This window comes from Microbacterium psychrotolerans (assembly GCF_031085295.1).
In the GTDB taxonomy this organism is placed as follows: Bacteria; Actinomycetota; Actinomycetes; order Actinomycetales; family Microbacteriaceae; genus Microbacterium; species Microbacterium psychrotolerans.
Window position 1 is genome coordinate 227,286 of sequence record NZ_JAVFWO010000002.1, and the last position, 18,209, is coordinate 245,494.

Annotated in this window: 15 protein-coding genes; 11 read left to right on the plus strand and 4 right to left on the minus strand. The window is 68.9% G+C overall.

From position 1 onward, the window contains the following. Nucleotides 1–49: 49 nt before the first annotated feature. Complete coding sequence (locus tag Q9R08_RS05760; protein WP_308866923.1) at nucleotides 50–2,512, minus strand: PxKF domain-containing protein; 2,463 nt, start codon at nucleotides 2,510–2,512, stop codon at nucleotides 50–52. A gap of 130 nt (nucleotides 2,513–2,642) precedes the next feature. After that, nucleotides 2,643–3,461 (minus strand): IclR family transcriptional regulator, encoded by an 819-nt coding sequence (locus Q9R08_RS05765; protein ID WP_418001317.1) that lies wholly within the window; start codon nucleotides 3,459–3,461, stop codon nucleotides 2,643–2,645. Nucleotides 3,462–3,535: 74 nt separating this feature from the next. On the opposite strand from Q9R08_RS05765, the gene Q9R08_RS05770 reads away from it, so the two are divergent. Genes Q9R08_RS05770 through Q9R08_RS05780 form a run of 3 tightly spaced genes read left to right on the plus strand, consistent with a single transcriptional unit; the run spans nucleotide 3,536 to nucleotide 6,172 of the window. Next, the gene (locus Q9R08_RS05770) at nucleotides 3,536–4,336 is read left to right on the plus strand and encodes a CoA transferase subunit A (RefSeq protein ID WP_308866926.1); all 801 of its coding nucleotides are present in this window, start codon (nucleotides 3,536–3,538) and stop codon (nucleotides 4,334–4,336) included. Nucleotide 4,337: 1 nt separating this feature from the next. After that, the gene (locus Q9R08_RS05775; protein ID WP_308866927.1) at nucleotides 4,338–4,991 is read left to right on the plus strand and encodes a 3-oxoacid CoA-transferase subunit B; all 654 of its coding nucleotides are present in this window, start codon (nucleotides 4,338–4,340) and stop codon (nucleotides 4,989–4,991) included. Next, the gene (locus Q9R08_RS05780) at nucleotides 4,988–6,172 is read left to right on the plus strand and encodes an acetyl-CoA C-acetyltransferase (RefSeq protein ID WP_308866928.1); all 1,185 of its coding nucleotides are present in this window, start codon (nucleotides 4,988–4,990) and stop codon (nucleotides 6,170–6,172) included. Before Q9R08_RS05775 ends, Q9R08_RS05780 begins: the two co-directional genes overlap by 4 nt. An 89-nt stretch (nucleotides 6,173–6,261) precedes the next feature. Here Q9R08_RS05780 and Q9R08_RS05785 read toward each other — a convergent pair whose 3' ends face one another. Next, a complete protein-coding gene (locus tag Q9R08_RS05785; protein WP_308866929.1) occupies nucleotides 6,262–6,516 on the minus strand; it encodes a hypothetical protein in 255 nt (84 codons plus the stop codon). 138 nt (nucleotides 6,517–6,654) lie between these two features. On the opposite strand from Q9R08_RS05785, the gene Q9R08_RS05790 reads away from it, so the two are divergent. The 7 genes from Q9R08_RS05790 (at nucleotide 6,655) to Q9R08_RS05820 (ending at nucleotide 15,571) form a co-directional block, all read left to right on the plus strand. Next, the gene (locus tag Q9R08_RS05790; protein WP_308866930.1) at nucleotides 6,655–8,133 is read left to right on the plus strand and encodes an alpha,alpha-trehalose-phosphate synthase (UDP-forming); all 1,479 of its coding nucleotides are present in this window, start codon (nucleotides 6,655–6,657) and stop codon (nucleotides 8,131–8,133) included. After that, nucleotides 8,130–8,924 carry a trehalose-phosphatase gene (gene otsB / locus Q9R08_RS05795; RefSeq protein WP_308866931.1) on the plus strand — a complete coding sequence of 265 codons (795 nt, stop codon included), beginning with the start codon at nucleotides 8,130–8,132 and terminating at the stop codon, nucleotides 8,922–8,924. Before Q9R08_RS05790 ends, otsB begins: the two co-directional genes overlap by 4 nt. Before the next feature lie 83 nt (nucleotides 8,925–9,007). Continuing rightward, entirely contained in the window at nucleotides 9,008–10,726 is a 1,719-nt protein-coding gene (gene ilvD / locus Q9R08_RS05800) for a dihydroxy-acid dehydratase (RefSeq protein ID WP_308866933.1), read from the plus strand. A gap of 47 nt (nucleotides 10,727–10,773) precedes the next feature. Continuing rightward, the gene (locus Q9R08_RS05805) at nucleotides 10,774–12,579 is read left to right on the plus strand and encodes an acetolactate synthase large subunit (RefSeq protein ID WP_308866934.1); all 1,806 of its coding nucleotides are present in this window, start codon (nucleotides 10,774–10,776) and stop codon (nucleotides 12,577–12,579) included. A 4-nt stretch (nucleotides 12,580–12,583) separates the two neighbouring features. Next, complete coding sequence (gene ilvN, locus Q9R08_RS05810) at nucleotides 12,584–13,093, plus strand: acetolactate synthase small subunit (RefSeq protein WP_194415144.1); 510 nt, start codon at nucleotides 12,584–12,586, stop codon at nucleotides 13,091–13,093. Between the two features lie 34 nt (nucleotides 13,094–13,127). After that, on the plus strand, nucleotides 13,128–14,153 hold the full coding sequence (ilvC, locus tag Q9R08_RS05815; protein WP_308866935.1) for a ketol-acid reductoisomerase: 1,026 nt from the start codon (nucleotides 13,128–13,130) through the stop codon (nucleotides 14,151–14,153). A 155-nt stretch (nucleotides 14,154–14,308) separates the two neighbouring features. After that, nucleotides 14,309–15,571, plus strand: a complete 1,263-nt coding sequence (locus Q9R08_RS05820; RefSeq protein WP_308866936.1) for an alpha-L-fucosidase — start codon at nucleotides 14,309–14,311, stop codon at nucleotides 15,569–15,571. A gap of 3 nt (nucleotides 15,572–15,574) precedes the next feature. Here the strand turns inward: Q9R08_RS05820 and Q9R08_RS05825 are convergent, their stop codons facing one another. Beyond that, nucleotides 15,575–16,726 carry an ROK family transcriptional regulator gene (locus Q9R08_RS05825; RefSeq protein WP_308866937.1) on the minus strand — a complete coding sequence of 384 codons (1,152 nt, stop codon included), beginning with the start codon at nucleotides 16,724–16,726 and terminating at the stop codon, nucleotides 15,575–15,577. 189 nt (nucleotides 16,727–16,915) lie between these two features. Between Q9R08_RS05825 and Q9R08_RS05830 the strand changes: the two genes are divergently transcribed. Beyond that, nucleotides 16,916–18,178, plus strand: a complete 1,263-nt coding sequence (locus tag Q9R08_RS05830) for an ABC transporter substrate-binding protein (RefSeq protein ID WP_308866938.1) — start codon at nucleotides 16,916–16,918, stop codon at nucleotides 18,176–18,178. Nucleotides 18,179–18,209 lie beyond the last annotated feature (31 nt).

Consider the following 18,209-nt stretch of genomic DNA (forward strand, 5'->3'; position numbering starts at 1 on the left):
GCTGCGGCGGATCGCTGCCCGCGATCCGCCGCAGCGGCGGACGTCACCGCTACTTGGTCTTGAACTGCGCGCTCAGCTGCGACCCGTCGGCAGTCGTCATGACGACCGTGTAGCACTTGCCTGCCGTCTTCGGGGTCTGCCAGTTCTGGATCCACTGATGCGCCGACGTGTCATAGCGCAGGGTGGTTCCACCGGTGGTGGCGAGCAGATCGTCGCTCGTGGCATCGGTGGGATCGCAGCTGACGCCCTTCACGACGAAGCTCGCCTTGAGCGTCGCGAGCTCGGTGACCTCGGTGGCCCCCGCCAGCACCGTGAACTTGAGCGGCACCGTGGACCCGCCCTTCACGATGTTGATGACCGCACTTCCCATGTCGACCGGCTTGTAGAAGCCGTTCAGCGTCCACGCGGAGATCTCGAAGTTCGCCGAGCCGGTGCTGCCCAGGTGGTTCGCGTCACCGGAATACACGGCGGAGGCCGTCGCGGTGCCCACCGACGTGTTGTTCGCGTACACGACCGGCGTCAGCGCCTGATCCAGCCCGCCGGCCCCGGTCACGCGTGCGGTGCACGGTGTGATCGCCGAGCCGGTGAAGGGGATCGCCGCTGTCGGGCAGGTCACCACCGTGGCCGAGGGCGCCTTGGCGATCTGGAAGCCGCCGGTGACATTGCTTCCCACGTGGTTCTGGTCACCCGCCCACGCTGCAGAGGCCGATGCGCTGCCCGCCTCGGTGTTGTCGATGTAGCTCACGTCGATGGCGAAGTCGGCAAGGCCGACGGCCGAGACGGTGGCGGTGCAGGGCGTGTGCGGCGCACCGGTGAACACGACCGAGGCGGGGCAGGCCAGCGTGATCGACGAAGACGCCTTGTCGATCACGAAGGTCGTCTCGTCCTGGCTCGGCTCGTGGTTGGCGTCGCCCGTGTACGGGAACGACACCGAGGCGATCCCCGCTCCGACGTTGTTCACGTACGTCGGCGTGAAGGTCTCGTCCAATCCGCCGGCACCCGTGACGCGGGCCGTGCACGGAGTGATCTCGGTGCCGGTGTACGCGTTCGGCTCGGTGCAGGTGATCTTCGTGGTGGACGCCGCCTTGGCGATCTCGAACGTGGTGGACGCCTCGCTCGCCTTGTGGTTGACGCCCCCGCCGTAGATCGCCTGCGCAGTCGCGGTGCCCGCATCCGTGTTCGCGGTGTACATCACAGCGACATCCTCCGACAGCCCGCCGACACCGGTGACGGTCGCCGAGCACGTCTCCTGCGCGGCGCCCGTGTAGACGGTGTCGGAGCACACGAGCGAGATGGAGGACGCGGCCCTGTCGAGGCCGATCGTGACCGATCCGGACTGCGAGGCGTAGTTCGCCAGGTCGAACGACCAGTGGGCCGTGCCGCCCGGCACGTCCGTGAAGGACTCGCCGAGGTCGAGCCCGGCGCTGACGTCTGCGCCGCCGAGGCCCGTGCACGACCCGGTGGCGCCGTGGGCGTCACCGTCGTACTCGCCGGTGTAGCCGGTGACCTCGCAGCTCGCCGCCGCGGCCAGGATCTCGAACGTCGTCGCGTCGGTCGAGCCGGTGTGGTTGGCGTCGCCGCCGTAGGTCGCCGAGGCCGTCGCCGTGCCAGCGTTCGTGTTGTCGAGGTACGTCGGCGCCAGCTCCTGTGCCAGCGATGCGCCGGTCACCGTCGCCGTGCAGGGCGTGAGGGCCGAGCCCGTGTAGGTGACGGACGCCGGGCACTCCACTGTCGTCGTAGACGACGCCTTGGTGATCTCGAACGTCGCATCCCCGCTGCTGGGCTTGTGGGTCGCGTCGCCGGCGAACGCGGCTGCCGCGGTGGCGGTGCCCACATTCGTGTTGGCGGCGTGCGTCACCGAGAGCGTCTGCGTGAACCCGCCCTCACCGGTCACGGTCGCCGTGCAGGGTGTGAGAGCCGAACCGGTGTAGACGATCGAGGCCGGACATGAGACGGTCGTCGTGGTGGCGGTCGCGACGTTGCAGGGACCGACCTTCCAGCGGACGGTGAGCTGAACGGGACCGACCGAGATGCCCTGGCCGCTGCCGTTGATGCCTGTTCCCGCGAACGACACCGTGCCGGTGAAGTCGCCGGCGACCGAGGTGTTCGGCGCCAGCGTGGCAGTCGCACCGGTCGGCGTCAGGGTGTTGTTGGGATAGGCCGCGGTACCCTGCCAGTTCGTGGGCACTTTGATGTCACCCGCCGTTCCTGGTGCGACGGTCACCGACACCGGGGCGGAAGTGGTCGAAGTCACGTCGACGAAGCTGTCGTTCATGAAGACCTGCTGCCCGGAGCTGCCGGAGTGGCCGTTGCTCTTGACGTAGAGCGCCACTTGTCTCGTCGCGCTCGCGCCGCACGCGAGAGTACCGAAGTCGATATCGGTCTGCGTCCCGATGGCTATGGTGTCGCCGTCCACCACGAGGTCGTCCGCGACTGCGGCTCCGCCGATCGAGACGAGTATCGCGGTCACCGCTACGGCGATCGCGGACAGCACCGTTGTGCGCATTTTCATTTGTGTCCCTCCCCAGGGATACTGCAATGCCCATCGCATCCCCATGAGCGACGGATCTCGCTCACCATAGCCGAGACATGCCCCCCTCCAACAGGGAAACGGCATCGGAGTTCTGCGCGAGCGTGACGGCTCAGCGGCCCGCGGCGATGCGGGTGGACAGCTGGTGGGCGTGGGCCAGGAGGGTGCGGCCGAGCTCGGGGAGGCGGTCGGGTCCGAAGCGGAACTCCACCCCTGTCAGGCTCAGCGCCCACTGCGGGTGGCCCTCGCGCGTGAAGACCGCCGCGCCGATGCCGTAGGAGCCCTCGACGATGAGACCCGGGTTCACGGCGTAGCCGCGTTCCTGCGTGTCGCGCAGCCGCGTCCGCAGCCGCGGCTCGCTGTGCGCGGCGCCCCATTCCTGGGACAGCTCGGGATGACGCTCGAAATAGGCGTCCACATCGTGGGGAGGAAGGAACGCCAGGATCGCGAGCCCGGCCGAGGCGACGCCCAGCGGGAAGCGCACGCCCTCGGACAGGACGAACGAACGGATGGGGAAGCTGCCCTCCTCGCGGAGCAGGCATACGGTCTCGTCCCCCCGGCGCACCGAGAGGAACGCGCACTCCTCGGTGCGCACCGCGAGCGAGCGCACGATGTCGCGGGCGATCCCCGTCACGTCATAGCGGGATGCGGCGACCGCGCCCATCAGGAACAGCTCGGGTCCCGGCATCCAGCGTCCCGTCCGGTCGTCCTGGTCGACCAGCCCCTCCTGGCGCAGCGCGGTGAGCAGCCGGTGCGTCGTGGGGCGAGTGAGGTCGGCGCGACGGGCGAGTTCTCCCACCGCCATCCCATCGTCGCCGCCGGAGGTGACCAGCCTCAGCAGTTGTGCGGCGCGCGCGATCGACTGGGCCCCCGGGATGGTGCGTTTCGCTGCGTTGTCCACAATATGGACGGTACGTCGCACAGTGGCCATATGGCAAGCGACGCCCTGGCGCTGCAGCGCGCGCGGACGGAGCATGAGATGTCCGCACCATGCAAAGGAGCAGAATGATCGACAAGACCAGGGGTTCGGCGGCAGACGCCGTCGCCGACATCCCCGACGGCGCTTCGCTCGCGGTGGGAGGGTTCGGCCTCTCGGGCAACCCGATCGCCCTCATCGAGGCGCTCCTCGCACAGGGGACGAGCGATCTCAGCATCGTGAGCAACAACTGCGGCGTGGACGACTGGGGCCTCGGCATCCTGCTGAACGCCAAGCGGATCCGAAAGATGACGTCGTCCTACGTGGGCGAGAACAAAGAGTTCGAGCGGCAGTTCCTCTCGGGCGAGCTCGAACTCGAGCTGACGCCCCAGGGCACGCTGGCCGAGAAGCTGCGTGCGGGCGGGTCGGGCATCGCCGCGTTCTACACGCAGACAGGGGTCGGCACCCAGGTCGCGGAGGGCGGGCTCCCTCGTCGTTACGCGGCCGACGGCAGCATCGCAGTGGCCTCGCCGGTGAAGGATGTGCGCAGCTTCGACGTCGCCGGCGCGCCTCGCGACTATGTGCTCGAGGAGTCGATCGTCACCGACTTCGCGCTGGTTCACGCGCTCAAGGGGGACCGTCATGGCAACCTCGTCTTCAACAAGGCGGCGCGCAACTTCAACCCGCTCGCTGCCATGGCCGGGCGGGTCTGCATCGCGCAGGTGGAGGAGCTCGTCGAACCCGGCGAACTCGATCCCGACAGCATCCATCTCCCCGGCATCTACGTGCATCGCATCGTCGAGGTCGGATCCGACATCGAGAAGCGCATCGAGCGGCGCACGGTCAGCGTCGCGCAGGCCGCCTCGCGCGAGATGCCCGAAGGAGCCTGACATGCCGCTGAACCGCAACGAGATGGCCGCGCGCGCGGCTGCCGAGCTCGCCGACGGCTCGTACGTCAACCTCGGCATCGGGCTGCCGACGTTGGTGCCGAACTTCGTGCCCGAGGGGGTGACGGTCGTGCTGCAGTCCGAGAACGGCATCCTCGGCGTCGGGCCCTACCCGACGGAGGAGAACGTCGACCCCGACCTGATCAACGCCGGCAAGGAGACCGTCACGACTCTTCCCGGAGCCGCCTTCTTCGACTCTGCGACGAGCTTCGGCATGATCCGCGGAGGCAAGATCGACGCCGCGATCCTCGGCGCCATGCAGGTCTCGGCCTCCGGCGACCTCGCCAACTGGATGATCCCCGGAAAGATGGTGAAGGGCCCGGGCGGCGCGATGGACCTCGTGCACGGCGCCGCGAAGGTGATCGTGCTGATGGAGCACGTCGCCAAGGACGGGTCGGCCAAGATCGTGAACGAGTGCTCGCTGCCTCTCACGGGTCGCGGTGTGGTCGACCGCATCATCACGGACCTCGCGGTCATCGATGTGACGGATGCCGGACTCGTGCTGGTCGAGACGGCACCCGGCGTCACGGTGGCGGAGGTCGTCGCCGCGACCGAACCGGAGCTCCTCGTCTCGGACGAACTTAAGGTGGAAGCATGAACCACGACGACGTCGTCATCGTCGCCGCTGCGCGGACTCCGCAGGGGCGACTGAAGGGCCAGCTGGCTCCGCTCACCGCGGTGCAGCTCGGCAGCGCCGCCATCCGCGGCGCGCTCGAGAGGGGCGGCATCCCGGCCGACGCCGTCGACGCCGTGCTCGTCGGCCAGGTGCTCGCCGCCGGCAGCGGGCAGAACCCCGCGCGGCAGGCGGCCGTCGGCGCCGGCATCCCGTGGGAGGTGCACTCCGGATCCGTCAACAAGGTCTGCCTCTCGGGACTCACAGCGATCATCGACGGCGCCCGCATGGTCGGGGCGGGCGACGCGACCGTCGTGGTGGCCGCCGGCATGGAGTCGATGACGCGCTCACCGCACCTGCTGATGGGCTCGCGCGACGGCTGGGCGTACGGCTCCGTCGAGGTTCTCGACCACTTGGCGTACGACGGGCTCACCGACGCTTATGACCGCGAGAGCATGGGCGCTTCGACCGAACGCCACAACGAGCGGTTCGAGATCACGCGCGAGGCTCAGGATGCCGTGGCCGCCCGCTCGCACCAGCGGGCCGCCGCAGCCCAGGCGGAGGGCGTGTTCGAGGCCGAGATCGTGCCGATCGAGATCCCGCAGCGCAAGGGCGACCCGGTCGTGGTGACCAAGGACGAAGGCGTGCGACCCGAGACGACGGTCGAGACCCTCGCGGGCCTGCGACCCGCGTTCTCACAGGGCGGCTCGATCACGGCGGGCAACTCGTCGCAGATCTCCGACGGCGCCTCGGCGGTCGTGCTCACGACGCGTTCCCACGCCGACGAGAACGGCTGGAACGTGCTGGCCGTCGTCGGTGCCTCGGGCCAGGTCGCGGGGCCCGACAACTCGCTGCATGCGCAGCCTGCGCGCGCGATCGAGAAGGCGCTCGCCAAGCAGGGCATCGCCGCGTCCGACCTCGACCTCGTCGAGATCAACGAGGCGTTCGGGGCCGTGGTTGCCCGTTCGCAGGCGGAGCTCGGGCTCGCGGACGACGTCGTCAACCCGCACGGCGGCGGCATCGCTATCGGGCACCCGATCGGGGCGTCGGGCAACCGCCTCGTCGTCCACGCGGTGCACGAGCTCGTCCGCCGTGGCGGCGGCACAGCCGCGGTCGCGCTCTGCGGCGGCGGTGGCCAGGGCGACGCGCTCATCCTCACACGCTGACCCCGAGACAGCGAGGAATCGCGAGAGGGTAGGTCTCCGCACGGGGAACGAGCGGAAACCCACCCTCTCGCGCTTCCCGGCGGCGAGCGTCAGCGGTCGAGGCGGCGCTTGAGGAGCTTCTTCTCGCGGCCGTGGACGGGGGAGTCGTTGGCGATGACCGCGCCGCGCGATGCGCGGCGCACATCGACGATGGCCCCGACCGCGAGCGCCAGCGAGATGCCCCAGCTGAGCCAAGCCAGCGCCATGCGCCAGGTGAACGGCTCGTTCTCGCGGAGGCCCCTCAGCAGCGTCAGCCCGCCGGTGAACGCGGTGAGGATGCCGGTGCCGAAGAGGTACTTGCGCATGAGGCCACGTTAGCGCGGCGGTCGTGTCGGACGCGCCCCTTGACATGGGCATGCGTCGCACGTCAAGGGCGGTCGGCCGGATGAGGGCGCTGTTAGCCTGGGGCCGTTGCCGAGTCCACGAAACCGTCAGGAGCCCGCGTGACAGAGCCCCACCCTCCCGCGCCCGGCCGAATCGCCGAACTCGTCGTCGTCGCCAATCGCCTCCCCGTCGACCGCGTCGTCGACGCCGATGGCGAGCCAGGCTGGAGACGCTCGCCGGGCGGGCTGGTGACCGCGCTCGAGCCGGTGATGCGCCGGGCCGACGGCGCGTGGGTGGGATGGCCCGGGCAGCCCGACATCGAGGTCGACCCCTTCGAGTTCGAGGGCACGCATCTGGTGCCGGTGATGCTGACGTCCGAAGACGTCGAGCTGTACTACGAGGGCATGTCGAACGACACGTTCTGGCCGCTGTACCACGACGTCATCGCCGAACCCCGGTACCGCCGCGTCTGGTGGGACGCCTACGTCAAGGTGAACCGGCGCTTCGCCGAGGCTGCGGCCGCTGTGGCGGCGGACGGTGCGACCGTCTGGGTGCAGGACTACCAGTTGCAGCTCGTGCCGCAGATGCTGCGCCAAGCCCGTCCGGACCTGACGATCGGCTACTTCCACCACATTCCCTTCCCGGCATACGGCCTGTACTCGCAGCTGCCGTGGCGCCGCCAGGTGCTGGAAGGACTGCTCGGCGCAGATGTCATCGGCTTCCAGCGGGTCGCCGACGCCGGCAACTTCGCCCGCGCCGTGCGTCGCCAGCTGCGCTACGACACCAAGGCGTCGGGCATCACCGTCCCGAATGCGGACGGTACGAGCCGCCGGGCGCTCGCGAAGGCCTTCCCCATCTCGATCGACGCGTCGTCGTATATCGAGCTCGCCCGACAGGACGACGTGAGGGCGCGGGCGAAGGAGATCCGCGAGAGCCTGGGCAACCCGAAGAAGATCCTGCTCGGCGTCGATCGCCTGGACTACACCAAGGGCATCCGCCACCGGATGAAGGCGTTCGGTGAACTGCTCGAGGACGGCAAGATCGCGGTCGAGGACGTGACGCTCGTGCAGGTGGCGAGCCCCAGCCGCGAGCGGGTCGCCGCCTACATGCAGCTGCGCGACGAGATCGAGCTCACCGTCGGCCGCATCAACGGCGACCACGACACGATGGGGCACACCGCGATCCGCTACCTCCACCAGGCCTACCCGCGGGAGGAGATGGTGGCGCTGTTCCTGGCCGCCGACGTCATGCTCGTCACGGCGCTCCGCGACGGCATGAACCTCGTCGCCAAGGAGTACGTCGCGTCGCGCATCGACAACCGAGGCGTACTGGTGCTCAGCGAGTTCGCTGGCGCGGCGGACGAGCTGCCGAGTGCGGTGCGCATCAACCCCCACGACATCGACGGGATGAAGGACGCCATCATGCGCGCCATCGAGATGCCCTCGGCCGAGCAGGGCCGCCGCATGCGGGCGCTGCGCCGCAAGGTGGTGGAGAACGATGTCGCGCGCTGGTCGCAGTCCTTCCTCGACGCCCTCGACGCGGCACGCGAGCGCAACCGGTTCCCCGCACTGAACCGATCGGCGGAGGCGCGCGGATGAGCCTCGATCTCGCGGACGACGTGCGCGACGCGATCGCCGGGGTCGCGGCATCCGATCTCCTGCTCGTCGCACTGGACTTCGACGGCACGCTGTCGCCGCTCGAGGACGAGCCGATGGATGCACGGATGCTGCCTGCCGCGCGCGACGCGGTGAACGCCGTGGTCGCCGCGCCCGACACCGTCGTGGCGTTCGTCTCGGGGCGGAGCCTTGTCGACCTGCGGGTGATCGCCGAGCACGACGATGCGTCCCGCGTGCTGCTGGCCGGATCCCACGGCGCCGAGTTCTGGATCCCGGGCGAGGGTCTGCAGAGCCACGGCGAGGACGAGGCGGATGTCGCCCTCCGCGACGCGATGCGATCGCACGCCGAAGCGGCGACGGCGAAGCTGGACGGCGTCTGGATCGAGCCGAAGACGTTCGGGTTCGGCGTCCACACCCGGCGGGCCACGGCCGAGGCCGCTGCGGAGGCGAACCGCCTCGCCGACGATATCGTCGCGGCGGAGGCGCCGCACTGGCGCCGGCGGACAGGGCACAACATCGTCGAATTCGCCTTCCGCCACGAGGGCAAGGACTCCGCGATCGCCGAGCTGCGCGAGCGCGTGGGCGCGACGGCGGTGCTCTTCGCCGGCGACGATGTCACGGACGAGGACGCGCTGGCGAGCCTGGGCGCCCACGACCTCGGCGTCCGCGTCGGCGACGGGCCGACCACGGCGGCGGTGCGCGTGCCCGACATCGCCGCCCTCGCGGACCTTCTGACACTGCTCGCGGCGGAGCGGACGCGCGTACGCGGATGAACGTCGCGCCGGGCGAACGGGTCGGCACGCGGGGAACACGTCACTCGGGAGAGCGATCCGCCGCGCGGCAATAGACTGAGCGAATGGCCCAGCCCCATTCGCCCGCTGACAACACCATCGATATCAAGCCCCGCAGCCGCGTCGTCACCGACGGCATCGAAGCCACGACATCGCGCGGCATGCTCCGTGCTGTCGGCATGGGGGATGCGGACTGGGACAAGCCGCAGATCGGCATCGCGTCGAGCTGGAACGAGATCACCCCCTGCAACCTGAGCCTCGACCGTCTCGCGCAGGGCGCCAAGGAGGGCGTGCACGCCGGCGGCGGCTACCCGCTGCAGTTCGGCACGATCTCGGTGTCGGACGGCATCTCGATGGGCCACGAGGGCATGCACTTCTCGCTCGTCTCGCGCGAGGTCATCGCCGACTCGGTCGAGACGGTCATCATGGCCGAGCGCCTCGACGGCTCCGTGCTCCTCGCCGGCTGCGACAAGTCGATCCCGGGCATGCTGATGGCGTCCGCCCGCCTGGACCTGTCCAGCGTCTTCCTCTACGCCGGCTCCATCGCGCCCGGCTGGGTCAAGCTCTCGGACGGCACCGAGAAGGACGTCACGATCATCGACTCGTTCGAAGCCGTGGGCGCCTGTCTCGCGGGCAAGATGAGCGAGGCCGACCTCAAGCGCATCGAGTGCGCGATCGCTCCCGGCGAGGGTGCGTGCGGCGGCATGTACACCGCCAACACGATGGCCTCCGTCGCCGAGGCGCTCGGCCTCAGCCTCCCTGGCTCCGCAGCACCGCCCTCGGCGGACCGCCGCCGCGACTACTTCGCGCACCGCTCGGGCGAGGCGGTCGTGAACCTTCTGCGCCAGGGCATCACGACGCGCGACATCCTCACCAAGGAGGCGTTCGAGAACGCGATCGCCCTGGCGATGGCGCTCGGCGGCTCGACCAACGTGGTGCTGCACCTCCTCGCCATCGCCCGCGAGGCCGATGTCGACCTGAGCCTGCACGACTTCAACCGCATCGGTGACAAGGTCCCGCACGTGGCCGACATGAAGCCGTTCGGCAAGTACGTCATGAACGACGTGGACCGTCACGGCGGCATCCCGGTCATCATGAAGGCCATGCTCGACGAGGGACTGCTGCACGGCGATGCCCTCACGGTCACCGGCAAGACGCTCGCCGAGAACCTGGCCGACCTCGACCCCGATCCGGTCGACGGCACCGTGATCCACACGTTCAGCGACCCGATCCACGCCAAGGGCGGCATCACGATCCTGCACGGCTCGATCGCGCCGGAAGGCGCCGTCGTGAAGTCCGCCGGCTTCGACGCCGATGTGTTCGAGGGCCCGGCCCGTGTGTTCGAGCGCGAGCGCGCGGCGATGGACGCCCTCGAAGCCGGGGCGATCCAGGCAGGCGACGTCGTGGTGATCCGCTACGAGGGCCCGAAGGGCGGCCCGGGCATGCGCGAGATGCTCGCCATCACCGCGGCCATCAAGGGCGCGGGGCTCGGAAAAGATGTACTACTCTTGACGGACGGACGATTCTCAGGCGGCACAACCGGCCTGTGCATCGGCCACATAGCACCCGAAGCGGTGGACGCTGGTCCCATCGCCTTCGTGCGCGATGGTGATCTGATACGGGTCGATATCGCGGCTCGCACTCTCGACCTACTCGTCGACGAGGCTGAGCTTGACTCCCGCCGCTCTGGCTGGGAGCCGCTTCCCCCGCGCTATACCCGTGGCGTTCTTGCCAAGTACTCCCGACTCGTGCGCTCCGCTGCGGAGGGCGCGACCACCGGTTGAGCCTGGCTTCCGGCATCCCGTCCGACCCATCTGTGAGGAATCTCACCATGTCAGCCGACACCGCCGCGGCCGTTCCCCGGCCGCCAGCCCGCACCGCCTCGACGCCCGTGCTCACGGGCGCAGAAGCGGTCGTCCGCTCGCTCGACCTGCTCGGGGTGACCGACGTCTTCGGTCTTCCCGGCGGGGCGATCATGCCCGTCTACGACCCGCTCATGGACGACGAGTCGGTGCGCCACATCCTCGTCCGCCATGAGCAGGGCGCCGGCCACGCCGCGGAGGGCTACGCCGCGGCGTCCGGTCGCGTCGGCGTCGCCATCGCGACCTCCGGCCCGGGCGCCACCAACCTCGTCACCGCGATCGCCGACGCGTACATGGACTCGGTGCCGATCGTGTGCATCACCGGGCAGGTGTTCTCAACCCTCATGGGCACCGACGCCTTCCAGGAGGCCGACATCGTCGGCATCACCATGCCGATCACGAAGCACTCGTTCCTGGTGAAGCGCGCCGAGGACATCCCCGGCGCGATCGCCGCGGCATTCGAGATCGCCTCGACCGGCCGTCCCGGTCCGGTCCTCGTCGACATCACCAAGGATGCCCAGCAGGCCGAGGCACCCTTCATCTGGCCGCCGAACATCGACCTTCCCGGCTACCGTCCGGTGACCAAGGCGCACGGCAAGCAGATCCAGGCTGCGGCGCAGCTGATCGCCGACGCCAAGAAGCCGGTGCTGTACGTCGGGGGTGGCGTGATCCGCGCGCGCGCCTCCGAAGAGCTGCGCTCGCTCGCTGAGACGACCGGCGCACCGCTCGTCACCACGCTCATGGCGCGGGGCGCGTTCCCCGACTCGCACCCGCAGCACCTCGGCATGCCCGGCATGCACGGCACCGTCCCGGCGGTGCTGGCCCTGCAGGAGGCCGACCTCATCGTCGCCCTCGGCGCGCGGTTCGACGACCGCGTCACCGGCAAGGCGGCGCTGTTCGCGCCGAACGCGAAGGTCGTGCACGTCGACATCGACCCGGCGGAGATCTCGAAGATCCGCACCGCGGACGTTCCGATCGTCGGGGACCTGAAGGACGTCCTCGTCGACCTCGACGCCGCGTTCCGTGCGGTGAGCCGCGACTCCGCTCCCGACATCGCCGAGTGGTGGTCGTTCCTCGACGGCCTGCGCGACGAGTTCCCCCTCGGGTACTCGCAGCCCACCGACGGCCTGATGTCGCCGCAGTACGTGATCAAGCGCATCGGCGAGCTCACCGGCCCGGAGGGCATCTACGCCGCCGGCGTGGGTCAGCACCAGATGTGGGCGGCGCAGTTCATCAAGTACGAGCGTCCGAACGCGTGGCTGAACTCGGGCGGCGCCGGAACGATGGGCTACTCGGTGCCCGCGGCGATGGGTGCCAAGGTCGCCGAGCCCGACCGTGTCGTGTGGGCGATCGACGGCGACGGCTGCTTCCAGATGACGAATCAGGAGCTCGCCACCTGCGCGATCAACGAGATCCCCATCAAGGTCGCGATCATCAACAACTCGTCACTGGGCATGGTGCGCCAGTGGCAGACGCTGTTCTACGACGGCCGTCACTCCCACACCGACCTCAACACCGGCCACGGCACCGTCCGCATCCCCGACTTCGTGAAGCTGGCCGAGGCCTACGGCTGCCTCGCCATCCGCGTCGAGAAGGAGGAGGACGTGGATGGCGCCATCCGGACCGCGCTCGAGACGAACGATCGCCCCGTGGTGATCGACTTCGTGGTGAGCGCCGACGCCATGGTGTGGCCGATGGTGCCGCAGGGCGTCAGCAACAGCTACGTCCAGTACGCGCGGGATCACTCGCCCGCCTTCGACGAGCAGGAGGACTGAGGCCATGACGAGTCACGTGCTGAGCCTCCTCGTGGAGGACAAGCCGGGTCTGCTGACCCGCGTCGCCGGGCTGTTCGCACGCCGCGGCTTCAACATCGAATCGCTCGCCGTGGGCGTCACAGAGGTCCCCGGACTCTCGCGGATCACCGTGGTGGTCGACGTCGACGAACTGCCGCTCGAGCAGGTCACGAAACAGCTGAACAAGCTCATCAACGTCATCAAGATCGTCGAGCTCGACACGTCGGCATCCGTCCAGCGCGAGCACATGCTCGTGAAGGTGCGCGCCGACAACCAGACGCGCTCGAACGTGCTCGAGGTCGTGAACCTGTTCCGCGGGCAGATCGTGGACTACGCTCCCGACGCGCTCGTCGTCGAGGTGACCGGCGACAAGGGCAAGGTCGAGGCCTTCCTGCGCGCCCTCGAGCCGTTCGGCATCAAGGAGCTCGCGCAGTCCGGCCTCGTCGCCATCGGTCGCGGCGGCAAGAGCATCACCGAGCGCGTCCTGCGCGGCTGACCCATAGACCACAACATCAAGGAGAAACACGAAGATGGCTGAGATCTTCTACGACGCCGATGCCGACCTGAGCATCGTCCAGGGCAAGAAGGTGGCGATCGTGGGCTACGGCTCGCAGGGTCACGCACACGCCCAGAACCTTCGCGACTCGGGTGTCGAGGTCGTCATCGCGCTCAAGGACGGCTCGAAGTCGACCGAGAAGGCGCAGGACGAGGGCTTCGAGGTCAAGTCGGTCGCCGACGCGGCCGAATGGGCCGACCTCATCATGATCCTGGCGCCCGACCAGCACCAGCGCTCGATCTACAACGAGAGCATCAAGGACAAGCTGACCGCGGGCAAGACGCTGGCCTTCGCGCACGGCTTCAACATCCGATTCGGCTACATCGAGGCGCCCGAGGGCGTCGACGTGATTCTCGTCGCCCCGAAGGCGCCGGGCCACACCGTCCGCCGCGAGTACGTCGCCGGGCGCGGGATCCCCGACATCATCGCCGTGGAGCGGGATGCCTCGGGTTCGGCGTGGGCGACCGCGCTCTCGTACGCGAAGGCGATCGGCGGCACGCGTGCGGGCGTCATCAAGACGACGTTCACCGAAGAGACCGAGACCGACCTGTTCGGCGAGCAGGCCGTGCTGTGCGGCGGTGTGTCGCAGCTCGTCCAGTACGGCTTCGAGACGCTGACCGAGGCCGGCTACCAGCCGCAGATCGCGTACTTCGAGGTGCTGCACGAGCTGAAGCTCATCGTCGACCTCATGTGGGAGGGCGGCATCGCCAAGCAGCGCTGGTCGGTCTCCGACACCGCCGAGTACGGCGACTACGTCTCGGGCCCGCGTGTGATCGACCCGCACGTCAAGGAGAACATGCAGGCCGTGCTCGCCGACATCCAGTCGGGCGCGTTCGCCAAGCGCTTCATCGACGACCAGGACAACGGCGCCGTCGAGTTCCTCGAGCTGCGTGAGAAGGCCGCTGCCCACCCGATCGAGTCGGTCGGCAAGGACCTGCGTTCGCTCTTCGCCTGGAAGCAGCAGGACGAGGACTACGTGGAGGGCAACGCCGCGCGCTGAACCGCCCACGCCTCGCGCACCTCGCGGGGCATCGAGAGCCCGGTCCCGGCAGGGACCGGGCTCTTTCGTCTGCGCGAGCGCGCCCTACACCCGCAGACATCCGATGTCTGTGCGAGGATGGAGCCACGCACAGATGAAAGGTGAGTGGGGCGAGGATGCGACAGCAGTGGTTCGACGAGGCACGATTCGGGATGTTCGTGCACTTCGGTCTGTACAGCGCGGCCGCGCGTCATGAGTGGGTGCAGAACTACGAGCGACTGACCGACGAGGACTATCGCCAGTACTTCGAGCACTTCGATCCCGACCTCTTCGATGCGCGGGCGCTCGCGCGCCGCGCGAAGGAGACGGGCATGGGCTACGTGGTCCTCACCACGAAGCACCACGACGGTTTCGCGCTCTGGGACACCGCCGTCAGCGACTTCAACTCCGTGGCCGCCTGCGGCCGAGACCTCGTGCGCGAGTACGTGGACGCCCTCCGAGAGGAGGGGCTGCGCGTCGGCCTCTACCACTCGCTCCTCGACTGGCACCATCCAGACTTCACCGTCGACTGGAACCATCCTCGCCGCGGTGATGACGTCGCCGCCCTCAACGAGGGGCGCAACATGGCCCGCTACCGCGAGTTCCTGCACGCCCAGGTGCGGGAGCTGCTGACCGACTACGGCCGCATCGACTACCTCTTCTTCGACTTCACCTCTCCCGAGACCATGGACGGGCTGGCCGGCAAGGGCCCGGAGGACTGGGATGCCGAGGCCCTGCTGGCGATGTGCCGCCGACTCCAGCCGGAGATGCTCGTCAACGATCGGCTCGGCATCCCGGGCGATTTCGTGACGCCGGAGCAGTATCAGCCCACTGCGCCGCTCATGACCGACGGCGAGCCGCAGGTCTGGGAGGCCTGCCAGACGATGAACGGCTCATGGGGCTATCACCGCGACAACACCGAGCAGAAGTCGGCGACGCTGCTCGTGCAGATGCTGGCGGACTCAGTGTCGATGGACGGCAACATGCTGCTCAACATCGGGCCGGACGGCCGCGGCGCGATCGCCCCGCGCGATGAGCGCACGCTCTCCGAGATCGGTGAGTGGATGCGGCTGCACCGTGGTTCGATCGTCGGCGCCGGTCATGCGGATGCCGCGCCTCCGCGAGAGGGCGTCTACACCCGGCGTGGCCGCCGGCTGTACCTGCACCTGTTCTCGTGGCCGCTGGGCTCCGTCCACCTGCCGGATCTTGCCGGCAGGGTGTCGTACGCGCGCTTCCTCCACGACGGCTCGTGGCTGCGCACCTCGGTCGCCGATCCGTCGCAGGTGGCGAGCAACCTGACTCCGGCCGGAGAGGCGGAGGGCACACTGACCGTCCACCTGCCGGTCGTGCGGCCCGACGTGCTCGTTCCGGTCATCGAGCTGACGCTCGAAGAGGGCTGACCTTCAGGCGGTGGGCAGCTCGAGATTGTCGAGCGCCCACCGCGCCGCACCGTAGAGGATGGCGTCGGCCCGGGTCTGCGCGGCCTCGATCCGCAGCTGCTGCGTCGCCAGCGGGTGGCACGCCTCGTAGACGCGGCTGCGCACGGCCGCGATGAAGGGCTCGGACGCGCTCATGCTGCCCGTGAGGAACACGGCGTGCGGGTTGAAGAAGTTGACCACGCCGGACAGCGCCTGCCCGAGGTGCGTGCCCGCGGTCCGCACGATGGTCGTCGCCTCCGGCTCGGCATCGCGGGCGAGAGCCAGCACGTCGACGGTCGTCGCCACGTCGGTGCGTCCTCGCTCGCGCATCTGGCGCACCAGGCTCGCACCGCTCGCGACGGTCTCGAGGCATCCGGTGTTGCCGCAGGAGCACGGGATGTCGCCGCTGCCGTCGATGCGTGTGTGGGTGATGTCGCCGGCCGCTCCGGTGGCGCCGCGGTGGATATGGCCGTCGACGATGATGCCGCTGCCGATGGCCGTGCCGGCCTTGACGGTGATGCTGTGCCCTGTCGCGCCGAACTGCGCGCGGTGCTCGCCGAGCGCCGCGAGGTTGGCGTCGTTGTCGACAGCGACGGTGACTCCGTAGCGCTGGCGGACGTGATCGACGACGCGGAACCCCGGCCAGCCGGGCATCCGCGAGGGCTGGGTCACCGTGCCGGTGGCGATGTCGACCGGGCCGGGGAGGCTGATGCCGATCGCGCGGATGGTGGTGTCGCGGCCGAGCTCGTCGAAGACCCGGCAGACGGCGTCGAGCGTCGATTCCGGCCCGTCTGCCAGCACCACGGGGATCGATCGCGTCTCCCGGAGCTTCCCGCTCAGGGAGTGGGCGCCGACGCGCGCGTGGCCGCCGCCCAGGTCGACCGTCAGCACGATGCCGGAGTTCTCGTCGATACCCAGCAACCGAGGGCGGCGTCCTCCGCGTGAGGTGCCCTCGCCGCGCTCGTCGAGAAGACCGGCGTCGAGCAGCGACTGCACGCGCAGGCTCACGGTAGAGGGTGCGAGGCCGAGGGCCGCGGCGAGCTCCGAGCGGGAGCGTGCCTCGCCGCGCGCGATCAGATCGACGATGCGGCGGGAGAGCTCTTCGTCGGCGGAGGAGCGGTCGGTGTCCGGGGTCATGTTGCCTCTCGCAGGTGGTGGGGCGGGCCGTGTTTCCGAGACGTGACGAAGTATCACACGTCGATAAACATCCGATGTTCAGGTTGCGTCGCAAATCGAAACCTGCGAGGGTACTTGCGACACAAGAGTACAAGGTTAGTTTGACAATCGAAACAACCTGACCAAGACTGCTGACAGAGGAGACATTCGATGAAGAAGTTGCGCGTCGGCGCGGTGGCCGCGGCCACCGGCGTAGCGGTGGTGCTGACGGGGTGCGCGAGCGGGTCCGGCGGGGATACGTCCGCCGACGGCAAGCCGACGATCGTAGTGGACATGTGGGCGGGGAGCGAGGATGACACGACCGCGCTCGAGAAGCAGGTCGCGATCGCGCAGGAGGAGAACCCCGAAGTCGTGGTCAAGCTCCAGACCGCCCCGTGGAACGACTTCTTCACGAAGCTCACGACGAACATGGCCAGCGGCAACATGGCGTGCGTCACCGGAATGAGCGGCGCTCAGCTGGGCGGCTTCACCGACGGCTTCCGTGAACTGAGCGCCGACGACCTCGAGACGGCCGGCCTCGACTTCGCCGACTTCAACCCCGGCGCGGAAGGCATCCTCAGCTTCGAGGGCGGCCTGTACGGCGTGCCGTTCGACGTCGCGACGATGCTGGTCTACTACAACCAGGACATGCTCACCGCTTCGGGCGCAGCGACGCCCGAGATCGGATGGACGTTCGACGACTTCGAGGACATCGCCACGGCTGCGACGACCGACGGCAAGTTCGGCTTCGGCATGGGAATGGGCGGCTATCAGTGGATGTCGATGCCGATCGCCTACTCGGGCAAGCAGCCCGCTTCTGAAGACGGCACCCTCCACATCGACGACGCGGACTTCGTGGATGCCGCCTCGTGGTACTCCGGCCTCGTGACCGACCTCGGTGTCGCGGCGCCTGTCGCGTCGGCATCCGACACCGGCTGGGGTGAGAACCAGTACACGGGAGGAAACGCCGCGATGGCGGTCGACGGCACATGGAACGCCGTCAGCTACCTCAGCAACGAGTCCGGCTTCGCCGCCGGGATGGCGCCGCTGCCGACCGGAGACCACGGCAACTCGGGTCCGATCCTCGGCTCGGGCTACGGCATCTCGAAGACGTGCGACCACCCCGAGGAGGCCCTGAAGGTGATGGGCTCTCTCCTCGGAAAGGACGCACAGGACTACATCGCCTCGTCCGGACGCTCGTATCCCGCGCGCACCGAATCGCAGCCGCTCTACTTCGACTCGATCGACGAGGAGTACCGCGAGCAGGTCCAGACGGTCTTCGAGTCCGCCTTCGAGACCACGGTGCCGCTGTACATGACGAAGAACTGGGAGAAGCTCGACAGCTACATCCAGCCCAACCTCGTCAGTGTCTACAACGGCCAGATGGAGATGTCGGACCTGCTGGAGAGCGCTCAGACGCAGTTCGGCAACTGACCGGACCCGGTTCCGAGTCCTCACACCTGAG

Excerpts from the sequence above, each read along its gene's own strand:
- ilvD (WP_308866933.1), top strand. The coding sequence starts at position 9,008 with ATGGCCCAGCCCCATTCGCCCGCTGACAACACCATCGATATCAAGCCC.
- otsB (WP_308866931.1), top strand. The coding sequence starts at position 8,130 with ATGAGCCTCGATCTCGCGGACGACGTGCGCGACGCGATCGCCGGGGTC.
- Q9R08_RS05805 (WP_308866934.1), top strand. The coding sequence starts at position 10,774 with ATGTCAGCCGACACCGCCGCGGCCGTTCCCCGGCCGCCAGCCCGCACC.
- Q9R08_RS05770 (WP_308866926.1), top strand. The coding sequence starts at position 3,536 with ATGATCGACAAGACCAGGGGTTCGGCGGCAGACGCCGTCGCCGACATC.
- Q9R08_RS05825 (WP_308866937.1), bottom strand. The coding sequence starts at position 16,726 with ATGACCCCGGACACCGACCGCTCCTCCGCCGACGAAGAGCTCTCCCGC.
- Q9R08_RS05785 (WP_308866929.1), bottom strand. The coding sequence starts at position 6,516 with ATGCGCAAGTACCTCTTCGGCACCGGCATCCTCACCGCGTTCACCGGC.
- ilvC (WP_308866935.1), top strand. The coding sequence starts at position 13,128 with ATGGCTGAGATCTTCTACGACGCCGATGCCGACCTGAGCATCGTCCAG.
- Q9R08_RS05760 (WP_308866923.1), bottom strand. The coding sequence starts at position 2,512 with ATGAAAATGCGCACAACGGTGCTGTCCGCGATCGCCGTAGCGGTGACC.
- Q9R08_RS05765 (WP_418001317.1), bottom strand. The coding sequence starts at position 3,461 with ATGGCCACTGTGCGACGTACCGTCCATATTGTGGACAACGCAGCGAAA.
- Q9R08_RS05820 (WP_308866936.1), top strand. The coding sequence starts at position 14,309 with ATGCGACAGCAGTGGTTCGACGAGGCACGATTCGGGATGTTCGTGCAC.
- Q9R08_RS05830 (WP_308866938.1), top strand. The coding sequence starts at position 16,916 with ATGAAGAAGTTGCGCGTCGGCGCGGTGGCCGCGGCCACCGGCGTAGCG.
- Q9R08_RS05780 (WP_308866928.1), top strand. The coding sequence starts at position 4,988 with ATGAACCACGACGACGTCGTCATCGTCGCCGCTGCGCGGACTCCGCAG.
- Q9R08_RS05775 (WP_308866927.1), top strand. The coding sequence starts at position 4,338 with ATGCCGCTGAACCGCAACGAGATGGCCGCGCGCGCGGCTGCCGAGCTC.
- ilvN (WP_194415144.1), top strand. The coding sequence starts at position 12,584 with ATGACGAGTCACGTGCTGAGCCTCCTCGTGGAGGACAAGCCGGGTCTG.